The sequence below is a fragment of the Pseudomonas sp. FW305-20 genome (assembly GCF_058788075.1).
The window spans coordinates 1-20607 of record NZ_JBYTAJ010000032.1 but is presented as its reverse complement, the minus strand read 5'-3'; the positions used below and the strand labels follow the sequence as shown (position 1 = coordinate 20607).

Annotated in this window: 17 protein-coding genes; 7 read left to right on the top strand and 10 right to left on the bottom strand. The window is 60.0% G+C overall.

The genetic code is table 11. From position 1 onward, the window contains the following. Positions 1 to 4 precede the first annotated feature (4 nt). Positions 5 to 718, top strand: a complete 714-nt coding sequence (locus tag AC3WP4_RS22800) for a lipopolysaccharide kinase InaA family protein (protein WP_074874052.1) — start codon at positions 5 to 7, stop codon at positions 716 to 718. 2 nt (positions 719 to 720) lie between these two features. Continuing rightward, complete coding sequence (locus tag AC3WP4_RS22795; RefSeq protein ID WP_074874053.1) at positions 721 to 948, top strand: hypothetical protein; 228 nt, start codon at positions 721 to 723, stop codon at positions 946 to 948. 179 nt (positions 949 to 1127) lie between these two features. Here AC3WP4_RS22795 and AC3WP4_RS22790 read toward each other — a convergent pair whose 3' ends face one another. The 7 genes from AC3WP4_RS22790 to AC3WP4_RS22760 form a co-directional block, all read right to left on the bottom strand. After that, complete coding sequence (locus AC3WP4_RS22790; protein WP_102615638.1) at positions 1128 to 4160, bottom strand: multidrug efflux RND transporter permease subunit; 3033 nt, start codon at positions 4158 to 4160, stop codon at positions 1128 to 1130. A gap of 13 nt (positions 4161 to 4173) precedes the next feature. Further along, positions 4174 to 5322 (bottom strand): efflux RND transporter periplasmic adaptor subunit, encoded by a 1149-nt coding sequence (locus AC3WP4_RS22785; RefSeq protein ID WP_074874055.1) that lies wholly within the window; start codon positions 5320 to 5322, stop codon positions 4174 to 4176. A 268-nt stretch (positions 5323 to 5590) separates the two neighbouring features. Continuing rightward, on the bottom strand, positions 5591 to 6688 hold the full coding sequence (locus AC3WP4_RS22780; protein ID WP_102615637.1) for a DUF1513 domain-containing protein: 1098 nt from the start codon (positions 6686 to 6688) through the stop codon (positions 5591 to 5593). Between the two features lie 14 nt (positions 6689 to 6702). Continuing rightward, positions 6703 to 7767 (bottom strand): imelysin family protein, encoded by a 1065-nt coding sequence (locus tag AC3WP4_RS22775; protein WP_102615636.1) that lies wholly within the window; start codon positions 7765 to 7767, stop codon positions 6703 to 6705. 26 nt (positions 7768 to 7793) lie between these two features. Then, positions 7794 to 9221 (bottom strand): di-heme oxidoreductase family protein, encoded by a 1428-nt coding sequence (locus tag AC3WP4_RS22770; RefSeq protein WP_102615635.1) that lies wholly within the window; start codon positions 9219 to 9221, stop codon positions 7794 to 7796. Positions 9222 to 9490: 269 nt separating this feature from the next. After that, positions 9491 to 10825, bottom strand: coding sequence for an imelysin family protein (locus tag AC3WP4_RS22765; protein WP_074874059.1), 1335 nt, complete (start codon positions 10823 to 10825; stop codon positions 9491 to 9493). A gap of 207 nt (positions 10826 to 11032) precedes the next feature. After that, a complete protein-coding gene (locus AC3WP4_RS22760; protein WP_074874060.1) occupies positions 11033 to 13084 on the bottom strand; it encodes a putative bifunctional diguanylate cyclase/phosphodiesterase in 2052 nt (683 codons plus the stop codon). A 704-nt stretch (positions 13085 to 13788) separates the two neighbouring features. Here AC3WP4_RS22760 and AC3WP4_RS22755 point away from each other — a divergent pair. Then, positions 13789 to 14055, top strand: a complete 267-nt coding sequence (locus tag AC3WP4_RS22755) for a DUF6124 family protein (protein ID WP_102615651.1) — start codon at positions 13789 to 13791, stop codon at positions 14053 to 14055. Between the two features lie 284 nt (positions 14056 to 14339). On the opposite strand, the gene AC3WP4_RS22750 is transcribed toward AC3WP4_RS22755, so the two are convergent. The 3 genes from AC3WP4_RS22750 to AC3WP4_RS22740 form a co-directional block, all read right to left on the bottom strand. Beyond that, the gene (locus tag AC3WP4_RS22750; protein WP_102615633.1) at positions 14340 to 14936 is read right to left on the bottom strand and encodes a superoxide dismutase; all 597 of its coding nucleotides are present in this window, start codon (positions 14934 to 14936) and stop codon (positions 14340 to 14342) included. Between the two features lie 440 nt (positions 14937 to 15376). Beyond that, positions 15377 to 15979 (bottom strand): LysE/ArgO family amino acid transporter, encoded by a 603-nt coding sequence (locus AC3WP4_RS22745; RefSeq protein WP_033057511.1) that lies wholly within the window; start codon positions 15977 to 15979, stop codon positions 15377 to 15379. Between the two features lie 5 nt (positions 15980 to 15984). After that, positions 15985 to 16386 (bottom strand): ACT domain-containing protein, encoded by a 402-nt coding sequence (locus AC3WP4_RS22740; protein ID WP_074874064.1) that lies wholly within the window; start codon positions 16384 to 16386, stop codon positions 15985 to 15987. Between the two features lie 96 nt (positions 16387 to 16482). On the opposite strand from AC3WP4_RS22740, the gene AC3WP4_RS22735 reads away from it, so the two are divergent. The 4 genes from AC3WP4_RS22735 to AC3WP4_RS22720 all read left to right on the top strand — a co-directional run bounded on the left by AC3WP4_RS22735 (position 16483) and on the right by AC3WP4_RS22720 (position 20527). Next, complete coding sequence (locus AC3WP4_RS22735) at positions 16483 to 17376, top strand: LysR family transcriptional regulator ArgP (RefSeq protein WP_102615632.1); 894 nt, start codon at positions 16483 to 16485, stop codon at positions 17374 to 17376. 67 nt (positions 17377 to 17443) lie between these two features. Continuing rightward, on the top strand, positions 17444 to 18436 hold the full coding sequence (locus AC3WP4_RS22730; protein WP_102615631.1) for an NAD-dependent epimerase/dehydratase family protein: 993 nt from the start codon (positions 17444 to 17446) through the stop codon (positions 18434 to 18436). A gap of 118 nt (positions 18437 to 18554) precedes the next feature. Continuing rightward, entirely contained in the window at positions 18555 to 19421 is an 867-nt protein-coding gene (locus tag AC3WP4_RS22725) for an ATPase (RefSeq protein WP_074874067.1), read from the top strand. A gap of 257 nt (positions 19422 to 19678) precedes the next feature. Further along, the gene (locus tag AC3WP4_RS22720; RefSeq protein WP_102615629.1) at positions 19679 to 20527 is read left to right on the top strand and encodes a cache domain-containing protein; all 849 of its coding nucleotides are present in this window, start codon (positions 19679 to 19681) and stop codon (positions 20525 to 20527) included. Positions 20528 to 20607: the final 80 nt, after the last annotated feature.

Here is a 20607-nt window from a genome sequence, read left to right as displayed (position 1 = left end):
CAAAATGGCAGTGCAATGTGCAGCAGAAACGGACGTCGCTCCTCAGGACCGCTTCGACTATTTCTGGAATCAGCGCGGTGAATGGGTAGAAGAACCCAACGTCCGCCGCGGCGGAGAAAGCGGCGTGCAGCGCGTCATGAGCAGCAATGGCCAGTTGCTTTACGTTAAACGTCAGACCGGGCATATCCATCGCAGCTTGCTGCACCCATTCGGTCGGCCGACGGTGCTGCGCGAGCGCGATGCACTTATCGGCCTGGGCCTGCTCGACGTTCGCGTTCCGGAAATCGTGTTCTGCGGTGCACAGCGCGATCCGGTGCATAAATGGCGCGCCTTGCTGGTCACCAAGGCGCTGGACGGCTTCGAGGAAATCGAGCACTGGTACGCTGGCGGTGGTCGCGAGCGTCATGGCGAGGTCGTGCATGATCGAGTGTTGAAGGAACTGGCCGAGAACCTGGCCCGGATGCATAAGGGCCGCTGGCAGCACAGCTGCCTCTACATCAAGCACGTATTCGTGCGCGTCACCGGCGAAGGCGAGGCTGCCAATATTGAAGTGGCCTTGATCGATCTGGAGAAATGTCGGCAGCGTTTTACCGCCCGGCAAGCGGCTTCTCATGACATGAAGCAACTGCGTCGCCACTCGTCGTTCGGCACGACGGACTGGCAAAAACTCGTCTATTTTTACAAGACGGCGTTTGGCAGCGCTATCAAGGGTTTATAGCAATGAAACTCGAAATTGCACGAGGTGTATTTTTAATAGGAGCCTTGGCAGTTGCTTCACTGGCGGTGGCGGCATGGGAGCAGCCCCGCACGCAAGTTCTCAGTTCAATGAATGGCGACGCGCATTGTCCGTTGCCACGCGTTGCGAAGGCACCCGTGGCATCTCAACCCGATCATGACTTATTGCTGTTCATGTTCGGACTTTCTCAAGGATTGAGGCCACAAAGTTGAACAGATTGAAGCCCAAGTAAAAGGCCTCGCAAATGCGAGGCCTTTTTTGTTCCCACCTACAGAGCGCCGATCGTTCCCATGCTCTGCGTGGGAATGCAGCCCGGGACGCTCTGCGTCCCTTCCAAAGCCGAACGCAGAGCGTCCGTAGAGGCATTCCCACGCAGAGCGTGGGAACGATCTTAGCGTGAGGGTTTATCGGGTTTTGCCAAAAACGTGTACACGCACGGCAACACAAACAAGGTAAACAACGTCCCGATCGACATCCCCGTGGCGATCACCATGCCGATGTCAAACCGGCTGACGGCGCCCGCCCCCGTGGCGATGATCAATGGCACCATGCCGAACACCATCGCCGCGGTGGTCATCAACACTGGACGCAGACGAATGGCCGCCGCTTCTTCCACGGCTTCGCGCGGTGTCAGGCCTTTGTCCTTGCGTAACTGGTTGGCAAATTCGACGATCAGGATTCCGTGCTTGCTGATCAGCCCGATCAACGTCACCAGGCCGACCTGGGTGTAGATGTTCATGCTCGACCAACCCAAGAACAGCGGGATCAACGCGCCACAGATTGATAGCGGCACGGTCACCAGAATCACCAGCGGATCGCGGAAGCTTTCGAACTGGGCCGCCAGTACCAGGAAAATGATCGCCAGCGCCAGGGCGAAGGTGACCCACAGCGCACTGCCTTCCTGGACGTATTGCCGTGATGCGCCGGCATAGTCGAAGGCGTAACCCACCGGCGCTTCTTCCCGAGCGATCTGGCGCACGGTGTCGATGGCTTCACCCATGCTGACCAGCGGCACCCCGGACAGGATGGCCGAGTTGAGTTGCTGGAACTGGTTCAACTGCCGTGGCCGCGCCCGGTCGGTCACGGTGATCAGGGTCGACAGGGCCAGCAGTTCGCCCTGGGTGTTCTTGACGTAATAATTGTTCAGCCAGTCGGGGTTATCCCGGAAGGGCCGTTCGACCTGCGCGATGACTTTGTAGCTGCGACCTTCAATGGTGAAACGGTTGATCTCCGCCTCACCCAGCAATGTCGCGAGCGTCCCGCCCAGGTCCTGCATGGAAACACCCATCTGTGCGGCCTTGGCGCGATCGATATCCACCACCACTTCAGGTTTGTCGAACGCCAGGTCAACATCGACGAAGGCGAACTTGCCGGATTCCATTGCCCGCTTTTTCACCCGGTCGGTCACTTGCAGCAGCGACTCGTAATCGTTGGCGGAGTTGATGACGAACTGAAACGGCAGCCCTTCACCGGTACCGGGCAGGGAGGGCAGGTTGAAGCCGAAGATTTGCAATCCGGCAATGCTCTCCAGTTTGGCCTGTACCTCGGGCAGGATCTGCATTTGAGTGCGGCTGCGTTCATTCCACGGTTTGAGCAGGAAGCCGCCGATCCCCGATTGCACGCCGTTGAAGCCATTGATCTGGAACGACGAGTAGTACTCGGGAAACGTCTTGAAGATGGTGACGAACTCGTCGGTGTAGGCGCTCAGGTAGTCGAGGTTGGCCGGTTGCGGGGCGTTGGCCATCATGAAAATGATGCCTTGGTCCTCGTCCGGCGCCAGCTCCGACTTGGTGAACTTGAGCAGCACCGGAATCAGGCACAGCACGATCACCGCGAACACCAGCACCACCGGCCGGGTGTTGAGGGTGCCGTGGAGCATGCTTTGGTAACGGCGCTTGAGGCTTTCGAAAATCAGGTCCAGGCGATGGGCCAGGCCGCTGGGATTTTCGTCGTGGCGCAGCAGGAAGGCACACATCATCGGCGACAGGGTCAGGGCGACGATGCCCGAAATCACCACCGCGCCGGCCAGGGTCAGGGCGAACTCCTTGAACAGCGCCCCCGTGAGCCCCGTCAGGAAGCCGATCGGCGCATAGACCGCCGCCAGGGTGATGGTCATCGAAACCACCGGCATGGCGATTTCCCGGGCGCCTTCGATGGCCGCATCCAGCGGCGTCTTGCCTTCTTCGATGTGCCGGTGAATGTTTTCCACCACCACAATGGCGTCGTCCACCACCAGGCCGATGGCCAATACCATCGCCAGCAACGTCAGCAGATTGATCGAGTAGCCCATCATCTGCATGAAGAACATCACGCCAATCATCGACAGCGGGATGGTGACTACCGGGATCACCACCGAACGCAGGGCGCCGAGGAACAGGAACACCACCACGATCACGATCAGCACCGCTTCAAACAGGGTTTTCACCACTTCGTCGATCGAGGCCTGGATGAACAGCGTGGCGTCGTAGGCGATTTCACCTTTGAGGTTCGGCGGCAACTGGGCTTCCAGGTCCGGCATGATCTTGCGCACTTCCTTGATCACGTCCAGCGGGTTGGCGCCGGGTGTGGCCTTGATGCCGATGTACACCGAAGGAGTGCCGCCGAAAGAACTGATCGAGTCATAGTTTTCCGCGCCCATTTCAACCCGCGCCACATCGCTGAGCAGCACGCGACTGTCGCCTTCGACCTTGAGCGGAATCGCGGCAAAGGCTTCGGCGGATTTGAGCTCGGTATTGGCGTTAATGCTGGTGACGACGTACTCGCCTTTCACTTCGCCGGCGGCGGAGAGGAAGTTGTATTTGCGCACTGCATCGGTGACGTCGCTGGCACTCAGGCCGAAACCGGCCAGCTTGACCGGGTCCAGCCACAGGCGCATGGCAAATACCTGGTTGCCGAGAATCTCGGCTTCGGCCATGCCCGGCAGGGTCGCCAGTTTCGGCTGGATCACCCGCGACAGGTAGTCGGTAATCTGCGGGTTGCTCAGCTCCTTGCTGAAGAAGCTGATGTACATCAGTGCCGAGGCGTCGGCGGCTTCCTTGCTCAGTACCGGGTCTTCGGCGTCCTGGGGCAGCTGGTTCTTCACCTCGTTGGCTTTGGCCAGCAGTTCGGTGAACAAGCGGTCGCTGTTGGAGCCGATGCGCGCGTAGATCGAGATCACCGAGAAGTTCTGGCGACTGACCGAGGTCATGTAGTCGATACCTTCGGCACTGGCCAGACTTTGCTGCATCGGTTGGGTGATGTAGCCCTGGATGGTTTCGGCGTTGGCCCCGGGGTAAGCGGTGGTCACCGTGATCAGGGCGTTTTCCATTTGTGGATATTGGCGCAGCGGCAACTTGCTCCAGGCCTGGAAGCCCAGCAGCACAATCAACAGGCTGACCACGGTGGCGAGCACCGGGCGGCGGATGAACGGGTCGGTAAAAGCCATGGGGGTTCCTTGATCAGTCCGCGGGCGGCGGGCTGTTCTTCTCGGCTAAGGTCTTGTCGTCGCTGATCGCAATGTGTGCGCCGTGGTCCAGTTTGATCTGGCCGGCGGTGACCACTTTTTCGCCGTTCTGCACACCCTTGGTGATCATCACTTGCCCATCGCGGCGCTCGCCGGTTTCGATGAAACGCCGTTCGGCGATCAGGATCGGTTGGCCCTTGTCGTCTTTTTCCAGGCTGCCGTCTTCGGCTTTTTTCTGCGCGACGACATAGACCGAGTTGCCGTACAGCGTGTAAGTGATCGCGCTTTCCGGCACGACAATCCGCGGCTGCGGGTCGGGTAACAACACTTGCAGGCTGGCGAACATTCCCGGCAGCAGTTTGCCGTCGGGGTTGGCCAGGGTCGCGCGGACCTGGACGTTGCGCGTGCTGTTTTCGACTTTCGGGTTGATCGCACTGATAGTGCCGGGGAAGGTTTGTGTCGGATAGGCCGCGACCACGATCTGCACTGGTTGGCCGAGGGCGATCTTCGGTACCGACTGCTCGGGGACGAAGAAGTCTACATAAAGGCTGCTGAGGTCTTGCAGGGTGGCAATCATGGTGCCGCTGGCGAGATAGTCACCGATGTCCACCTGACGAATACCGATGGTCCCGCTGAACGGTGCGAGCAAGCGTTTTTTGGCCAGCGCCGCCTTGAGCTGATTCACCGTGGCCTGGCTCTTTTTCAACACAGCAGAGAGCCGGTCGAATTCACCTTTGGAAATGGCTTGGCTGCCCACCAATTGGCTGCCGCGACCGTAATCGAGCTGCGCCAGGCCCAGGTCGGCTTGAGCGGTTTCGAGCAGGGCGGTTTCTACCACGCTATCCAGCCGAAGCAGTGGTTGGCCGACCTTGACCTTCTGACCTGACTCGAACTGCAAATCGATGACAGTGCCGTCGGTCTCCAGGCTCAGGTCCACGCCTTGCAGCGCCTTGAGCGTGCCGACGGTGGGCAGGCGGGCTTGCCACGGCCGTTCGGTGGCAGTGGCCACGGCGACACTGATCGCTGGTTTTGGCGCAGCGAAGCCCTGAATCATCGTATAGATGGAGAAGGCTTTGTAACCGGCCAGGACCAGCACGATCAGCAAAACAACACCCAACATGATCAGCATGCGGCGACGCAGCATATTTCCACTTCCTTGGAGAAAATCAGGTGACTCAGTCGGGCACATTACTCCGAGTGTGCAGGGGATTCCAACTGGCAGAACTTACAGGAAGGCTTCACCCCGACCTGTAGCAGCTGGCGCAGCCTGCGTTCGGCGGCGCAGCAGTCGTGATATCAGACACCGCGGTGTGTCAGGCAAACCACGGTGTCGGGATTTGCGACGGCTTCGCCGCCGAACGCAGGCTTCGCCGCCGAACGCAGGCTTCGCCAGCTGCTACAAAGGACCGTGTTTAGATGAGGTGAAGGTGGTTGTCCCAGAGCCCTGCCGGTAGGTCGAGGGGTTTAGCCACAAGGTTCGTCTGGCGGCAGTCGTAGAACCGGCAGCGTCCTTGACCGGAGGTCACGACAAAACCATCGGCTACCGCGCCGACCCCGGCACAATCGGGAAGCGGCGCGTCCAGGCGCACTTCACCGCTGTCCAGGTCCCAGATGAAAAAGCGGTTGCCCCGTGGCGCGGTCAACGCCACCAGGCGCAGCTCGCTGTGCACCGCGACACTGGCGGTGTAATGCCCCATGGCCTGCAACTGATGCTCAGGCACCGGGAAGGCCACGAACGGCTGGCCGGGACGCTTGATGGCCAGCAGCTCCGACGACTCGTGAGACGGCCCCATGAACTGCTGACCGGCGACGATGGTGCCGTCGCTGGCAATCCCCAAATGACGCACGCTGTTCATCGGCTGGGCCAGGGTTTCCTTGCTCAGCAGGGTGCCGTCCCGTTGCATCAGCACCAGGCTTGGTTCCATGGCGTTGAGGTTCATCTCGACGCGGCTTTCGGCCTCGGTGCGAATGCCGCCGTTGGCCACCACCAGGGTTTCACCATCGGGCATCCACGACACCTGATGCGGGCCGACGCCGTGAGTGGAAATCTCGCCGCTGTGCACCAGCCGCTCGCCTTCGAACTTATACACACCGAGCAAGCCGCGACCCGGATCGGAGGTGTCGTTCTCGGTGGCGTACAGCCAGTCGCCGCTCTGGTGAATCACCGCATGCCCGTAGAAATGCCGATTCGGCTGCGAGGTCACCGTTTGCAGCAGCGTGCCGTCGCGCAGGTCGATCAGGTAACTCTCGGTGCCGGGACGACGGGCGACGAACAGCGCAATCGGCAACGTCGGGTGGTTGATGATGTCGTGGCAGCGCTGGCCGACGTGGGTGGCAAACACCCGGGTGCCGTCCAGCCGGTAACCGACGGCATAGTGCTTGCCGTCGGTATCGTCCCGCGCCGAGAGCAGCAGCGGGCTTTTGTCCTTCTGCTTGAACAGCGTCCAGCCGCCCAGTGTCACCGCACCCAGCAGCAAACTACCTAACGTCAGAGCCTGGCGTCGCAGCATGGCACTTGCCCTCATCAGTCACCGTCGTTGGCGTTGAAGCCCAGTTGGATGCCCAGCGCCTTGGCCAGTTCGCCTTCATGCAGGCGGTGGACGGCGTTGAGGCTGTCGTAGATGTCGTTGAGTTGCTGGCGACCGGCATCGTCGTTGAGCATCTCGGTCAGCGAGCGCTGGTTGCTGGCGAACAGTTTCAGGGACGCGGCGTAAGCGGCGTCGATCTTGTCGGCCAATGGTTTCTGCTCGTTCGGCAACAGACCGCGCAGGCCTTTGTTGTCGACGCCTTCCCACACCGTTTTGGCGGCGGCGAGGCTGGCTTCCAAGCCGCTCAGGGACGACTGGCTGCGCCATGCATCGGCCTGGAACGGTTGCGGCACCCCCTTGGTCTGACGGCCCATCGGCGTGCCGAGTTTTTTCTTCAGGCTGTCGAGGGCGGTGACTTGCACACGCAGCAGATCGGCGATGGCTTCGTGGGAATCGGCGTAACGCTGGTTCGGGAATTTGCTCATCTGCGCGAGCATGCCGTCGGTGTTGTTCCAGCTCTTCAGGATTTCTTCGGCCAGTTGTTTCTGCCGCTCGCCAATCGCGATCAGCAGTGGGCAGTACTTGGCTTTCTGTTCAGCGTTGGCCACATCAGGCTTGCTGTCGAACAGGATGTATTCGTAGGCGGAAAGGCCTTGAACCACAACGCTCGATTTGGCCAGGGCGGCGGCGTCGATCTGCGGCTGTGCGCTGACCAGTTGCTCGACCTGACGGCCGACGAGGTTTTTCTTGTCCGGCCAGAACTGCACCTGCCAGGCGCGATTACCTTCGGCCAGCGGCCCGATCAGCAATGGTTGCAACTGGGCCCAGGCTTTCTGTGCATGCAGGAAGTCGGCGCGGGCGGTGTCGAGGTTTTCCTTGCCTTCGCAGTAGGCCAGGGCGCTGACGGCGAGTTGGCGGTCGGCTTCAACCCAGCGCGTGTAGGTCGGCAGGATCACCGACTTGGCGATGGCTGCTGACGTAACGGCCTGCGGATCCTGCGGCGAACAGGCGCCCAAGGCGAGCGCGGCGAGGCTGGTGAACAACAATTTGGGACGAAACATGTCGGGCTCCCGCTATGGAATACGTATTAAAGGGAATTCAAGAACGCCAGCAACGCAGCGCGCTGCTCGGCATTGAAAGACAACACCTGTTGCTGCGCCGCTGTGGCTTCGCCGCCATGCCAAAGCACGGCTTCGAGCAGATTGCGGGCGCGGCCATCGTGCAGAAACCGGGTGTGGCCACTGACCGCTTGCGTCAGGCCGATGCCCCACAACGGCGGGGTGCGCCAGTCGCGGCCACTGGCCTGGAATTCGCTTCGGTGGTCGGCCAGGCCGTCGCCCATGTCATGCAGCAGCAGGTCGCTGTAAGGGCGAATCACTTGATTGGCCAGTTCAGGTTCTGCGGCATTGGCGGCAGTGGTGTATTTCGGCGTGTGGCAGGACTGGCATCCGGCCTGGAAAAACAGAGTTTTGCCGGCCAGCACCTCGGGGGCGCTGACATCACGGCGGGCCGGGACGGCGAGGTTACGGCTGTAGAACAGCACCAGACGCAGGATGTTGTCGCTGACTTCCGGCTCGCCATCGGCGCCATTGCCGTTGGGCGCCTGCTTGCAAGCGGTTTGCGCGTCGGTGCAGTCATCGACGGGGCGCAGACGGGTTGTGAGGCCCATATCGCCGGAGAACGCATGAACGTTCTGTTGATTAAGGTTGGGTTGGCCGGCCTTCCAGCCGAATCGCCCGAGAACGGTTTTTTGTTGCGCGTCATCCCAGACGCGGTTCGGGCGTCCGGCGATCCCGTTTTTGTCTTTTGCCTGAGCTTCGGCGTTGGCCAGGATCGTCTCGTCGGGGATCGCTTCGAGCAGGCCCAGGCCAATCATCGGCGGTGCGACCCTGGCCGAGAAACGCGTGTCAGGGTGCATCGGGCCGTAGCCGAGCTGGGTGATCTGCAACGTCGGCTTGCGCAACTCGACTTCGGTGCCGTCCTTGAAGCGAACCGGAACGGGCGTGTAATCGACGCGCACTTTGCCTTCCGGCACGACACCCGGCACGGACATGTCCTGCAATTGTCCGCCGTAGACCGGCTCCGGCACGACACCGAGTTGCTCGATCACTTTGGCATACGCTGGCGTATCGGGAATCGACAGGCGTACCAGCATCGACACGGCGTTCTGTGCACCCGGCGTGGGCGGATGACCGCGGCCGTCCTTGATGTGGCAGTTCTGGCAGGCGTTGGTGTTGAACAGCGGGCCAAGGCCATCCCGGGCGGTGGTGGTCGACGGGGCGATCACCCAGGGATTTCGGAAAAAGCTGTTGCCGACACTGAAATCCACGCGCCGTGACGGCGGCAGGTTGGCGGACGGCAGGGAAAATGCGTTCTGATCGGTCTTGCGCACGGTTGCGCTGCCACCGGACCGGGCTTCACCGGGTTCGGCTTTGGTAAAACGCGGGGCGTCATCGCAGGCACTCAGGCCCAGGGCCAGCAACAGTGCGGACAAGCGAAGAGGCAGCGAGGGCATCAGACATCCTGCAAGACGAGCAAAACAAGGGCGCAAAGTCTAACAGGGCAGGGGAGATTGAATAAGAGGAATTATCGTTTGGTTGATGTAGCGCACTGATCGTTCCCACGCTCTGCGTGGGAATGCCTCTACGGACGCTCCGCGTTCGGCTCTGGATGGGACGCGGAGCGTCCCGGGCTGCATTCCCACGCAGAGCGTGGGAACGATCGGCACTCAAAAATCAGGTATGAAAAAGGCGACCCGAGGGTCGCCTTTTTATTCAGCGTTGATCAGAACTCGTGATCAGCGTTGTCCGGGTTCAGGTCACTGATGCCCAGTTTGCCAGCGGCGGCTTCGATCGAACCGGTCTGCTTGACCAGGGAAGCGATAGCGTCACGGACGATCTGGTTGCCAGCGGTGTTGCCGGCGGCGATCAGTTGGTCGTAGTGCTCACCCTTGTTGGCGTGATCGACAATGACCTGCATCTTGGCTTCGGTCGCCGCCAGGTCGGCTTTCAGCGCGGTGTCGGCAGCCGGGTCAGCCTTGGCTACCAGGGACGACAGGCTGGCGCCAGTCATTTTGGTGCCGTCGACGCGGGTGTATTCGCCCAGGTACACGTTACGAATGCCTTTGGCATCGTAGAACTGCGAATTGTGGGTGTTGTCGCTGAAGCAGTCGTGTTCGTCTTCCGGCGAGTTGGCTTCCAGGGAAACCTTCATGCGCTCGCCCGCCAGTTCGCCCAGGGACAGGCTGCCCATGCCGAACAGCATTTTGCGCAGGCCGGATTCAGCTGGCTCGGCTTCCAGGGTGGCGCGGTAGTTGTCGGCCACTTTAGGCTTCCAGTTACCGACCATTTCTTCCAGGTCGCTGACCAGCAGTTGGGTCACGGACTTCAGGTAAGCGCGGCGACGATCGTTATGCCCGCCGGTTGCGCCTTTGCCTTCCAGGTAGTCGGAAGCTGGACGGTTGCCGGCGCCAGGGCCGGTGCCGTTCAGGTCCTGGCCCCAGAGCAGGAATTCGATGGCGTGGTAGCCGGTGGCAACGTTGGCCTCGGAACCGCCGAGCTCGTTCAGGCTCGCGAGTTTTGCCGGGGTAATGTCTTTCACGTCGATCTTGTCTTCGCCGACCTGAACCTGGGTGTTGGCGATGATGTTGGCCGTGGCGCCCGGGTTACCCAGTGCGTGCTCGTAGGATTTGTCGACGTAGTCGATCAGGCCTTCGTCCAGTGGCCAGGCGTTCACCTGACCTTCCCAGTCGTCGATGATGGTATTGCCGAAGCGGAACACTTCGCTCTGCAGGTAAGGAACGCGGGCAGCGATCCAGGCAGCCTTGGCCGCTTTCAGGGTGTCGGCGTTCGGCTTGGCGAGGAAGGCGTCGACGGCGGATTGCAGGGTTTTCGCGGTAGATTCGGCATCGCTGTAGACGGCGAAGACGATGTCGGCGTAATGCGCGACAACGGCTTTGGCGGCGGCTTCGTCGACTTTGCTGACAGCGGCGGGTGCAACAGCCGGGGCCGTGGTGCTGGCGGCCGGCGCAGCGACAGCTTTGTCTTTGCCTTCGCCACAACCGGCGAGGGAAATAGCGATGGCCAACAGACTGGCGGTAGCCAGAGGCATACGAATCATGGCGAACATCCTGCTTCGAGAGGGGGTTGAAGGCGCAGCAAGCGCGCAAAACTGCGACATAATGCAAATCTTTCGCATTATCTGTAAAGGGTTGTACCTGGAAATATTTCTTATTCAGGGGGAGTTGTGTCGTGGATCAAGAGCACGCAGCCTCGTTTCACTCGACAGCTGCTACAGAGTGAAACGAGGCTGCGTTCTTTTGATCTTCTACAAAATAGCCGCGTTACTGCGCTGGGCCTGTTTCAGATACGCACTCAATTCCCGCGCCGGCAGCGGCTTGCTGTAGAGATAGCCCTGACCTTCGTGACAGCCCTCGGAAATGATGTAGGCCTCTTGCTCGGGGGTTTCCACGCCCTCGGCAATCACCTGCATGCCCAGGCTCTTGCCCAACTGGATGATGGCCCGAACGATGGTCGCGTCGTCGTCGTCATCGAGCAGGTCCTGAACGAAGCTCTTGTCGATCTTGATCTTGTCCAGCGGCAGGCTTTTCAGATAGCTCAACGACGAATAACCGGTGCCGAAATCGTCGATCGCGATCAGCGCGCCGGAGCGGCGCAGGCTCAGCAGATGCTGGGCGGCCGTGCTGATGTCTTCCATCAGGCCGGTTTCGGTGACTTCCAGCTCCAGGCTGCGCGGTGGCAGGCGATACATCTGCAGCAGGTTGTTGACCACCCGTGGCAACTCGGCGTGGTGCAGCTGCACCGTGGACAGATTCACCGCCATGCGCAGGTCGACGAAACCCTGGTCATGCCAGTCGCGCAGTTGCTTGCACGCCTGATCCAGCACCCATTCGCCGATGGCGATGATGGTGCCGTTTTGCTCGGCCAAAGGGATGAACAAGTCCGGTGGAACCAGCCCGTGCTCGGGATGCTGCCAGCGAATCAGCGCCTCGACACCCACCACCCGGTGATCGCGATAGCTGATCTGCGGCTGGTAGACGAGGTAGAACTGGCCACGGACCAAGGCGTCGCGCAGGTCTTTTTCCAGCTCGCGACGGCGGCGCATCTCGGTGTCGACGCTGGCGATATAGAACTGATAACGGTTGCGTGAGCGAGTCTTGGCCAGGGTCATGGTCTGCTCGGCTTTTTGCAGCAGTTTCTCGGTGCTGTCACCGTCCTCGGGGAACAGGGTGATGCCGATGGTGGCGCGCAGGCGAATCTCCTGATGATCGAGGGCAAATGCCGCTTCCAGGTCATCGAGAATGCTTTGGGCCAGTTCGGCCGCTTCGTAGGGTTGTTCGATGTCGGCCTGAACCAGGGCGAACTGGTCGCCGCCGAGGCGGGCGAGGGCGCCAAGGCGTCCGCTGTGCGCTCGCAGCCGATCGGCCAGGGCCAGCAGCAGTTGGTCGCCGGTCTGGTAGCTGAATTGTTCGTTGATGCCCTTGAAGTCGTCCAGGCCAACCACCAATACCGCGACGCGACGCTGCAACTTGCCGGCGTCTACCAGGATTTTGTCCAGTTGCTGCTGTAGTTGCTGGCGGTTCGGCAGACCGGTGAGGAAGTCGTACTGGGCCATGCGAAGCAGGCTGTTTTCCGCTTCGTGACGCAAATGGGTGTTGCGCTCGATGGACTCGAGCAACTGGTTGGCAGTGTTGATCCAGATCCCCAATTCGTTCTTTTCATGCCCCTTGAGCAGCGGGATCTTGTGTTCGCTGGGGCGATCCGGATTGATTTCCGTGAGGTGTTCGATGATCCGCGACAGCGGCTTGGTCAGCAGCCAGTGATAGACCAGGTACAGCACCAGCCCCATGGCCATCGCACGCAACACGCCGGAGATGAAGATGATCACCGAATTGACGATGAAGCCCTGGCCATAGGTGGCGGTGTCGAGGGTGATGTTCAAGTCGCCGTAATACTCGCTGTAAGGACCGCGACCCACCAGTTGGGTGGTGAAGGTGCGTTCCTTGCCGAGGATCAGGTCGGTCAGCCAGCGACTGTCGGAGTGCTGCAGCTCGCGAGACTTTTGCGCGAGCATGGCTTCGTTGGGATGGCCGATGGAGGCCTTGCGCACAGCGTCGTCCTGAAACAGGCCTTCGATCACTTGCATACCCATTTCGCGGTCCAGGCTGTAGACGGCCTGTGTCGAGGGGTCGCGGAACATGTCGAGGATGCGCTGGGCATCGCTGGCCACGGCCTGGCGCGTTTTGTAGGCATCGAAAACGATCTGCGCGCAGCTCAAGACCACGCCTACGATCAATGCCGAAAGGAGCACGACCCGGAGCAACTTCACCGACAAGCTGTTCTTGAGTTCCAGCTTCAAAGAGTCATTCCTTGTTCCGTGCGGGTAGCGTCAAGTTGCCATGAGTATTGGCAATCCGGTGATGGCAGTCAAAGGGACAATCAATCCCATGGGGTTTTGTTTGTAGCTTGGCTGAAATGCTGTGGTTAGGAGTGTTTGGCTATTCGTACTGTGTCGGTTGTCGGGGTCTTCAACTTGAGGGGGCTCGGGACATATTTTCCGTTTGGTTGATGTTAGACGGCTGTGGCGTTGGGGCAAGGGGCTGAAGTCTGGTTTCATTGTGGGAAATCGGCCTGGTTTTTGCGGATGTGCCTGTTGAGTGGTGAGGAGCTAAAGGCGTACGCCGATCCCCCTGTGGGAGCGGGCTTGCTCGCGATGGCGGCCGCACAGGCAACGGATGCGTCCGTTTAAATAACGGTAAAAAAACCAGACCTTTCCCACGAGGTTTTCAGGTTGCCCGTAGGAAGCGGGTTCAATAACCTTTTGGCTGTCGCTGAAAACTCAGCGATCGGGTGTGAGAACTCGGCAAGTCATAGTCATCCAGCGTCAGTATCCGCATAATTGCCGCCAGTTTATTTGCTGCATATGCGTTATGGCGGCTGTGTGCGGGCAGACTTCGGTCTGGCCGGGTGTCTATGACCGGTTTCTCACCTCGCACATAGCTGCCACCTCTTCGTCGCGTGAGAAACGGCGAGGGAATGGCACCCCACGTCATAGGCATTCCCTTGGATAAGTTAATCCCCGATCCCCCCTTCAACACCACCCAATCCAATAATCCCAGAACCATCTTCATGATCGCCCCCGACATGGACACCGAATCCCTCCTGGCCCACGCCTGTGAGTCATTGGCCTCGGCAAGTGTTCTGGCCAGCGATTTCGCCACCAACCTGAGCGGCTCCCAGCGCAGTACAGCGTTGGCCATTGCGCAGATCGTCATGTTGGCGGACTTAGCCGTTAATCGGGCTTTGGATATCGTCGACCCCCAGGACTAGGCGTTCAGTCAGTTCTACCGCGTCATCGTTCATCGCGAGCAGGCTCGCTCCCACAGTGGATTGGGGGTTCTCGTAAGCCCCCGTCGCCCCCTGTGGGAGTGAGCCTGCTCGCGATGATGGCGGCACAGTCAACATTGATGCTGCCGGACGGACCGCTATCGTGAGCCTGCTTGCGAAGGCGGCCGGACAATCGATACATTCTTCATGGATGTACCCGCTTTCTGAACTTTCCACCGCCCATAAAAAAACCCGACCTAAGCCGGGTTTTTTCTTGGGCATCGATCTTAAGCGGTGAAGGTTTTGCCTTCGAACTGCTCAGTAACGAATTTCCAGTTGACCAGGTTCCAGAACGCTTCGACGTATTTTGGACGAAGGTTGCGGTAGTCGATGTAGTAAGCGTGTTCCCAGACGTCGCAGGTCAGCAGCGGGGTATCGCCGTTGGTTAGCGGGTTGCCGGCGCCGATGGTGCTGGCCAGGGCCAGGGAACCGTCAGCCTTTTTCACCAGCCAGCCCCAGCCGGAACCGAAGGTGCCGATGGAAGTCTTGCTGAATTCTTCCTTGAACTTGTCGAACGAACCGAAGGCTGCGTTGATCGCGTCGCTCAATGCGCCGGTTGGTTGACCGCCGGCGTTTGGTGCCAGGCAGTTCCAGTAGAAAGTGTGGTTCCAGACTTGAGCGGCGTTGTTGAAGATGCCACCCGAGGAAGATTTGACGATTTCTTCCAGAGTCTTGCCTTCGAACTCGGTGCCTGGCACCAGGTTGTTCAGGTTCACGACATAGGTGTTGTGGTGCTTGTCGTGGTGGTATTCCAGAGTTTCCTTGGAAATGTGCGGCTGCAGGGCATCGTGTGCGTAAGGCAGCGGCGGCAATTCGAAAGCCATGATGATTCTCCTAATCAGGTCAGTTGCGGTGAGCGCAAGGCCGATCACGGGCGGCCAGACAAGCGCCGGGGAGTTTGTACTCTTTGCGGCGCATCGGACCGGATCATAGCACCGGGGGGGCGGCATAACCACGCAACAACTGTGTGGGATAGAGGTTCAAAGGGATGCCCTCACTAAATGACGGATCGCGTTGGAACTGTGATCGTGCCAGGCAAGGCGCGGGACGAAGAGGATGCTTTTTGCCTCTTCAAGTCCCGCAACGCCGCATGGCACGATCACAGCTCCAACCCGAAGGGCCGTCGCCCCGCAAAGCGCAATCCGTCGTTGTTCGTCGCTCATTTGGACCACCAAACCTCGCTCCTCACGCCTAGTCTTGCGCTTTGCGGGGCGGCGGCGCGACCGTCATTTAGTGAGGGCATCCCCTTAGCCTTTTGGAATAATCAGCCGGCGGCGATTAATTGAAAGGCTACTGTGAACATCATCACCGCCACCAACAGATCGAGGATACGCCAGGTACTTGGCCGCGCTAGCCACGGCGCCAGCCACGCCGCGCCGAGCGCCAAGGTGAAAAACCACAGCAACGACGCACTGGCCGCGCCGACGACATAAGCGCCGGGCTCGGTTTGTTGGGCGCCGAGAGAGCCAATCAACAGCACGGTATCCAGATAAACGTGCGGGTTGAGCAGCGTTACGGCCAACGCACTGAGCATCACCGCGCGCAGCGAGCGCACGGTCTGGTTTTCGCCTTGTTGCAGGCTCTGTTTCGAGCAGGCGCGACGCAACGCCAGGCTGCCATACCAAATCAGAAACACCGCGCCACCCCAGCGGGCGACTGCCAGCAACGTCGGGTTCTGCGCCAGCACCGTCGCCAGGCCGAATACGCCGGCAGCGACCAATAATGCATCGCAGGTCACGCAGAGCGCCGCCACGGGCAGGTGATGTTCACGCCTAAGGCTCTGGGCCAACACAAACGCATTTTGAGTACCGATCGCCATGATCAGCCCCGCGGCCACTAACAGGCCGTTCACATAGCTTTGCCACATATTTTTTACTCCGCGTTGGCTGCCAGGTCTCGCAGCACTTGCATGGCGCGTTCGGCATCGGCCTGACCGACGAACAGGTGATCGTGGTAATAGCCGGCGATCACGTTGCAACTGATGCCGGCCTGGCCTAATGCGGTGGCGAATGCGGCGGTCAGGCCGACGGCTTCGAGGGCCGAATGCACGTTCAAGGTGATCCAGGCCGCGACGTAATCGAAACTGAAACCGGCCTTCTCGGCGTGGGAACGTTCGAGAATCACCGTCAGACCTTCCTGCTCGCGGAAGCTGCCGACGATCTCCAGGCCTGCCGGCAGCTTGCCGTCGCGCAGGGTGCAGAACACGTATTCGCCGGCGTTGAGTTGCGGGCTCATGCTGCGCAGCAAAGTTGCCAATGAAGTTTCGCCAGCCATGTCGATGATCCTTGTTGAAGAGTTGTTGCTGGCCATTCTCGGGTGTCAGGCTGTATAAGAAAAACCAATCATGCTGATCGCTCATTAGGAAAACTGATGTTCGACTATAAATTGCTTTCTGCCTTGGCCGCGGTGGTCGAGCAGGCCGGGTTCGAACGTGCGGCTCAGGTGCTCGGCTTGTCGCAATCGGCGATCTCCCAGCGCATCAAATTGCTTGAGGCTCGGGTCGGCCAACCAGTGCTGGTGCGGGTGACTCCGCCGGCCCCGACCGAAATCGGCCGACGGCTGCTCAACCATGTGCAGCAGGTGCGTTTGCTTGAACGGGACTTGCAGACACTGGTGCCGGCACTCGATGAAGAAGGTCTGCCGGAACGTTTGCGCATCGCCTTGAATGCCGACAGCCTCGCCACGTGGTGGGCCGCAGCCGTCAGTGATTTCTGCGCCGAGCAACACCTGCTGCTGGATCTGGTCGTCGAAGACCAGACGGTGGGCCTCAAACGCATGCGCGCTGGTGAAGTGGCCGCGTGCATCTGCGCCAGCGAGCGTCCGGTGGCGGGTGCGCGTAGCGTGTTATTGGGCGCCATGCGCTACCGTGCGTTGGCCAGTCCGGCATTTATCGCCCGGCATTTTCCTGAAGGCGTGCGCGCCGATCTGTTGTCGAAAACCCCCGCGTTGGTGTTTGGCCCGGACGATTTCCTACAGCATCGCTACCTCGCGTCCGTCGGCGTCGATGGCGGATTCGAACACCATCTATGCCCCTCGTCCGAAGGCTTCATCCGTCTCACGGAAGCGGGACTCGGTTGGGGCCTGGTGCCTGAACTGCAGGTGCGCGAGCAACTGGAACGCGGCGTATTGGTAGAGCTGTTGCCTGATAAGCCGATCGATGTGCCGTTGTACTGGCATCATTGGCGCAATGGCGGTCAGTTGCTGGGGTTGCTCACCGATCAGTTGGTGCGCTCGTCGAAGCAATGGCTGGTGCCGTTGGACTGACGGCCAGCGTCAAGACCTCACGCCTTACGCATATGCAAAACGCAAAACGAAATATTCGGAGCAATTCATGAAGATTCTGGTTACCGGCGCAAGCGGCTTCATCGGCGGGCGCTTTGCGCGTTTTGCCCTGGAGCAGGGCCTGGACGTGCGGGTCAACGGTCGCCGGGCCGAAAGTGTGGAGCATCTGGTGCGCCGTGGCGCCGAGTTCATCCAGGGCGACTTGGGCGACCCGGAACTGGCACGCGATCTGTGCTCAGACGTCGAAGCCGTGGTGCATTGCGCCGGTGCGGTCGGTTTATGGGGGCGTTATCAGGACTTTCATCAGGGTAACGTGCAGGTTACCGAAAACGTGGTCGAGGCCTGTCTGAAACAGCGGGTTCGGCGACTGGTGCACTTGTCCTCGCCGTCGATCTACTTCGATGGCCGTGATCACTTGGGGCTGACTGAAGAACAGGTACCCAAGCGTTTCAAGCATCCCTACGCCGCGACCAAATACCTGGCCGAGCAAAAGGTTTTCGGCGCTCAGGAGTTCGGCCTCGAAACCCTGGCCTTGCGCCCGCGATTCGTGACCGGGGCCGGCGATATGAGCATCTTTCCGCGGTTGCTGAAAATGCAGCGCAAAGGACGGCTCGCGATCATCGGCAACGGCCTGAACAAGGTTGATTTCACCAGCGTGCAAAACCTCAATGAAGCGTTGCTCAGCAGTTTGCTGGCCAGCGGTTCGGCGTTGGGCAAGGCCTACAACATCAGCAACGGCACGCCGGTGCCGTTGTGGGACGTGGTCAATTACGTGATGCGCAAGATGGATGTCCCACAGGTCACGCGCTACCGTTCCTACGGTTTGGCCTACACCGTTGCAGCGCTCAACGAGGGCGTGTGCAAATTGTGGCCAGGCCGCCCCGAACCGACCCTGTCGCGCCTGGGCATGCAGGTGATGAACAAGAATTTCACCCTGGACATCAGCCGCGCCCGGCATTATCTGGACTACGATCCCAAAGTCAGTCTCTGGACCGCCCTCGATGAATTCTGCTGCTGGTGGAAGGCCCAGGACATCCGCTGACGCCCGGGTTGGCGCGGCAACACTGAACCGAGTTCCGGGTTGAAGGTCAATCGATGCGGCCGTGGGGGTTATACTGCGCCGCATCAAGCCATCACCGCGTTCCACAAAGGTTGACTCAATGTCCATGCGTAACGATGCCAACGACGACTTCGATATACCGAGCCTGCGTGCCGACAGCCTCGACGACGATGATTTTCCGACCACCGCTCGCACCTCCGTGCATTCGCGTACTACGCCAGTGGTCAAAGTCAAAAGCCCGAGCACCGGCCCGCTGTGGGCGCTGGTCGGCGCCTTGTTCTTTGCGTTTGCAGGCCTGGCCTGGTGGAGCTTTCAGCAGCTCTCGCTGATGGAACAGCAATTGGTGGCGACCCAGGAAAGTTTCGCGCGTATCAGCGAGGACGCGGCGGGGCGCTTGCAGGACATTTCCGGCAAGGTTGTCGCCAGTCAGACCAACGTCACCAGCGACAGCGAAGCCTTGAAGCTGCAAATCAAGCAGCTGGAAAGCAAGCTCCAGGATCAAGGCAAACAGCAGCAGGGCGTTGTCGGCCAGGCTTCGGAGCTGGACAAGCGTCTGGCGCAGATGAGTGCACAGACCACCGAACTGGATAAGCGCCTGGCGCAGATAACCGAGCAAGGCACTGAACAACAGACCGCCACTATTCAATTGCAGGCGCAGGTCAAAGTCTTGAATAGCGATGTCGCCGTGCTGAAAGCCAACCCGGCGGACACCGACAAATTCGACGCGCAACTTAAAAGCCTTGGCTCGGACATCGTTGCCCTGAAGAAACAAGGCAACCCGAGCGCCGCCATCGAGCGCCTGGAGCAGGAAGTCATTATCCTCAAAAGCCAACAGGACAATCGCCCGGCCGGCGGAAGCAATACTGCCGAATTCGACGCTTTCCGTAGCCAGGTCACCCGCACCATCAACTCCCTTCAGGCGCAGATCCAGAATCTGCAGCAACAGCTGCGCGCCCGGGGGCAATAGTCCGGATGCTGAACACCCGTGGCGAGGTGTGCTCTTTGTGGCGAGGGAGCTTGCTCCCGCTGGGTGGCGAAGCCGCCCCAAATCCCTTCGCTGCGGTCCTTCAGATAATCCGCGGTGCCCGATTTGCGACTGCTTCGCAGCCGAGCGGGAGCAAGCTCCCTCGCCACAAAAGCCCTTCGCCACTGTTTCCTGAATATTCGTACATATCCCCAAGCCGTCTACGCTCTTGAAACACCAACAAGAACGAGGGATGCGCAATGGGTTTCTTGCATAGGTTGGCCTTGCTAGGCGTGATGCTTTTGCTGTGCCTGGGCCAGGTTCAAGCCGCCGGCACGGAAAAGGACGACAGCCAGGCTGCCAAAGCCTTGCTGGAAAAAGCCCTGGCGTACTATCACGACAATGGCGACAAAGCCTTCGCTGCGTTCAGCCGTCAGGGCGAGTTTGTCGACAAGGATCGTTATGTATTCGTGGTCGACACTAAAGGCGTGATGCTTGCCAGCGGCGGACCTTCTTCGGCGTTGATTGGCCGTGATGTGTCCGATGTGCTCGGGCCGGAATTGCAGAAGGCCTTCAAAGACGCTTTGAAAGTGCCGGAAGGCAATGGCATCCAGCAGGCCGAATACCGCTGGCAGAACTGGTCCGACGGCAAGGTCGAACGCAAGCATGTGTTCTACCAGCGCGTCGGTCAGCGGATCCTGGCGGTCGGTTACTACTTGCCACGGGCCTCAGCGGAACAGGCAATGGCGTTGCTGAACAAAGCGGCGGCCGATCTGGCCAAGGACGAGAAGGGCACGCTCACGGCCATCAATTCCCTAAAGGGCGGTTACTTGCAGGATGACCTGTACGTCTTCGTCGTCGACCTGGATAACCAGCGTTATGTCGCCCATGGCACCAACCTGCGGTTGATCAACACCGATTTCAGCAAGATCAAGGATCCGGAAGGCAAACCGGTTGGGGAGCCGATCCTGGCGCTGATGGCCAGGCAGGACAACGGCGAATACGAATACCGCTGGAAAAACCCGGTGACTGGCAAGGTCGAGGACAAGCATGCCTACCTGAAAAAGGTCGGGCATTTTCTGGTGGCTGTCGGGTATTACAGCCCTTGAACATGATCGTTCCCACGCTCTGCGTGGGAATGCCTCAATGGACGCTCTGCGTCCCAAGAGCGGACGCAGAGCGTCCATTG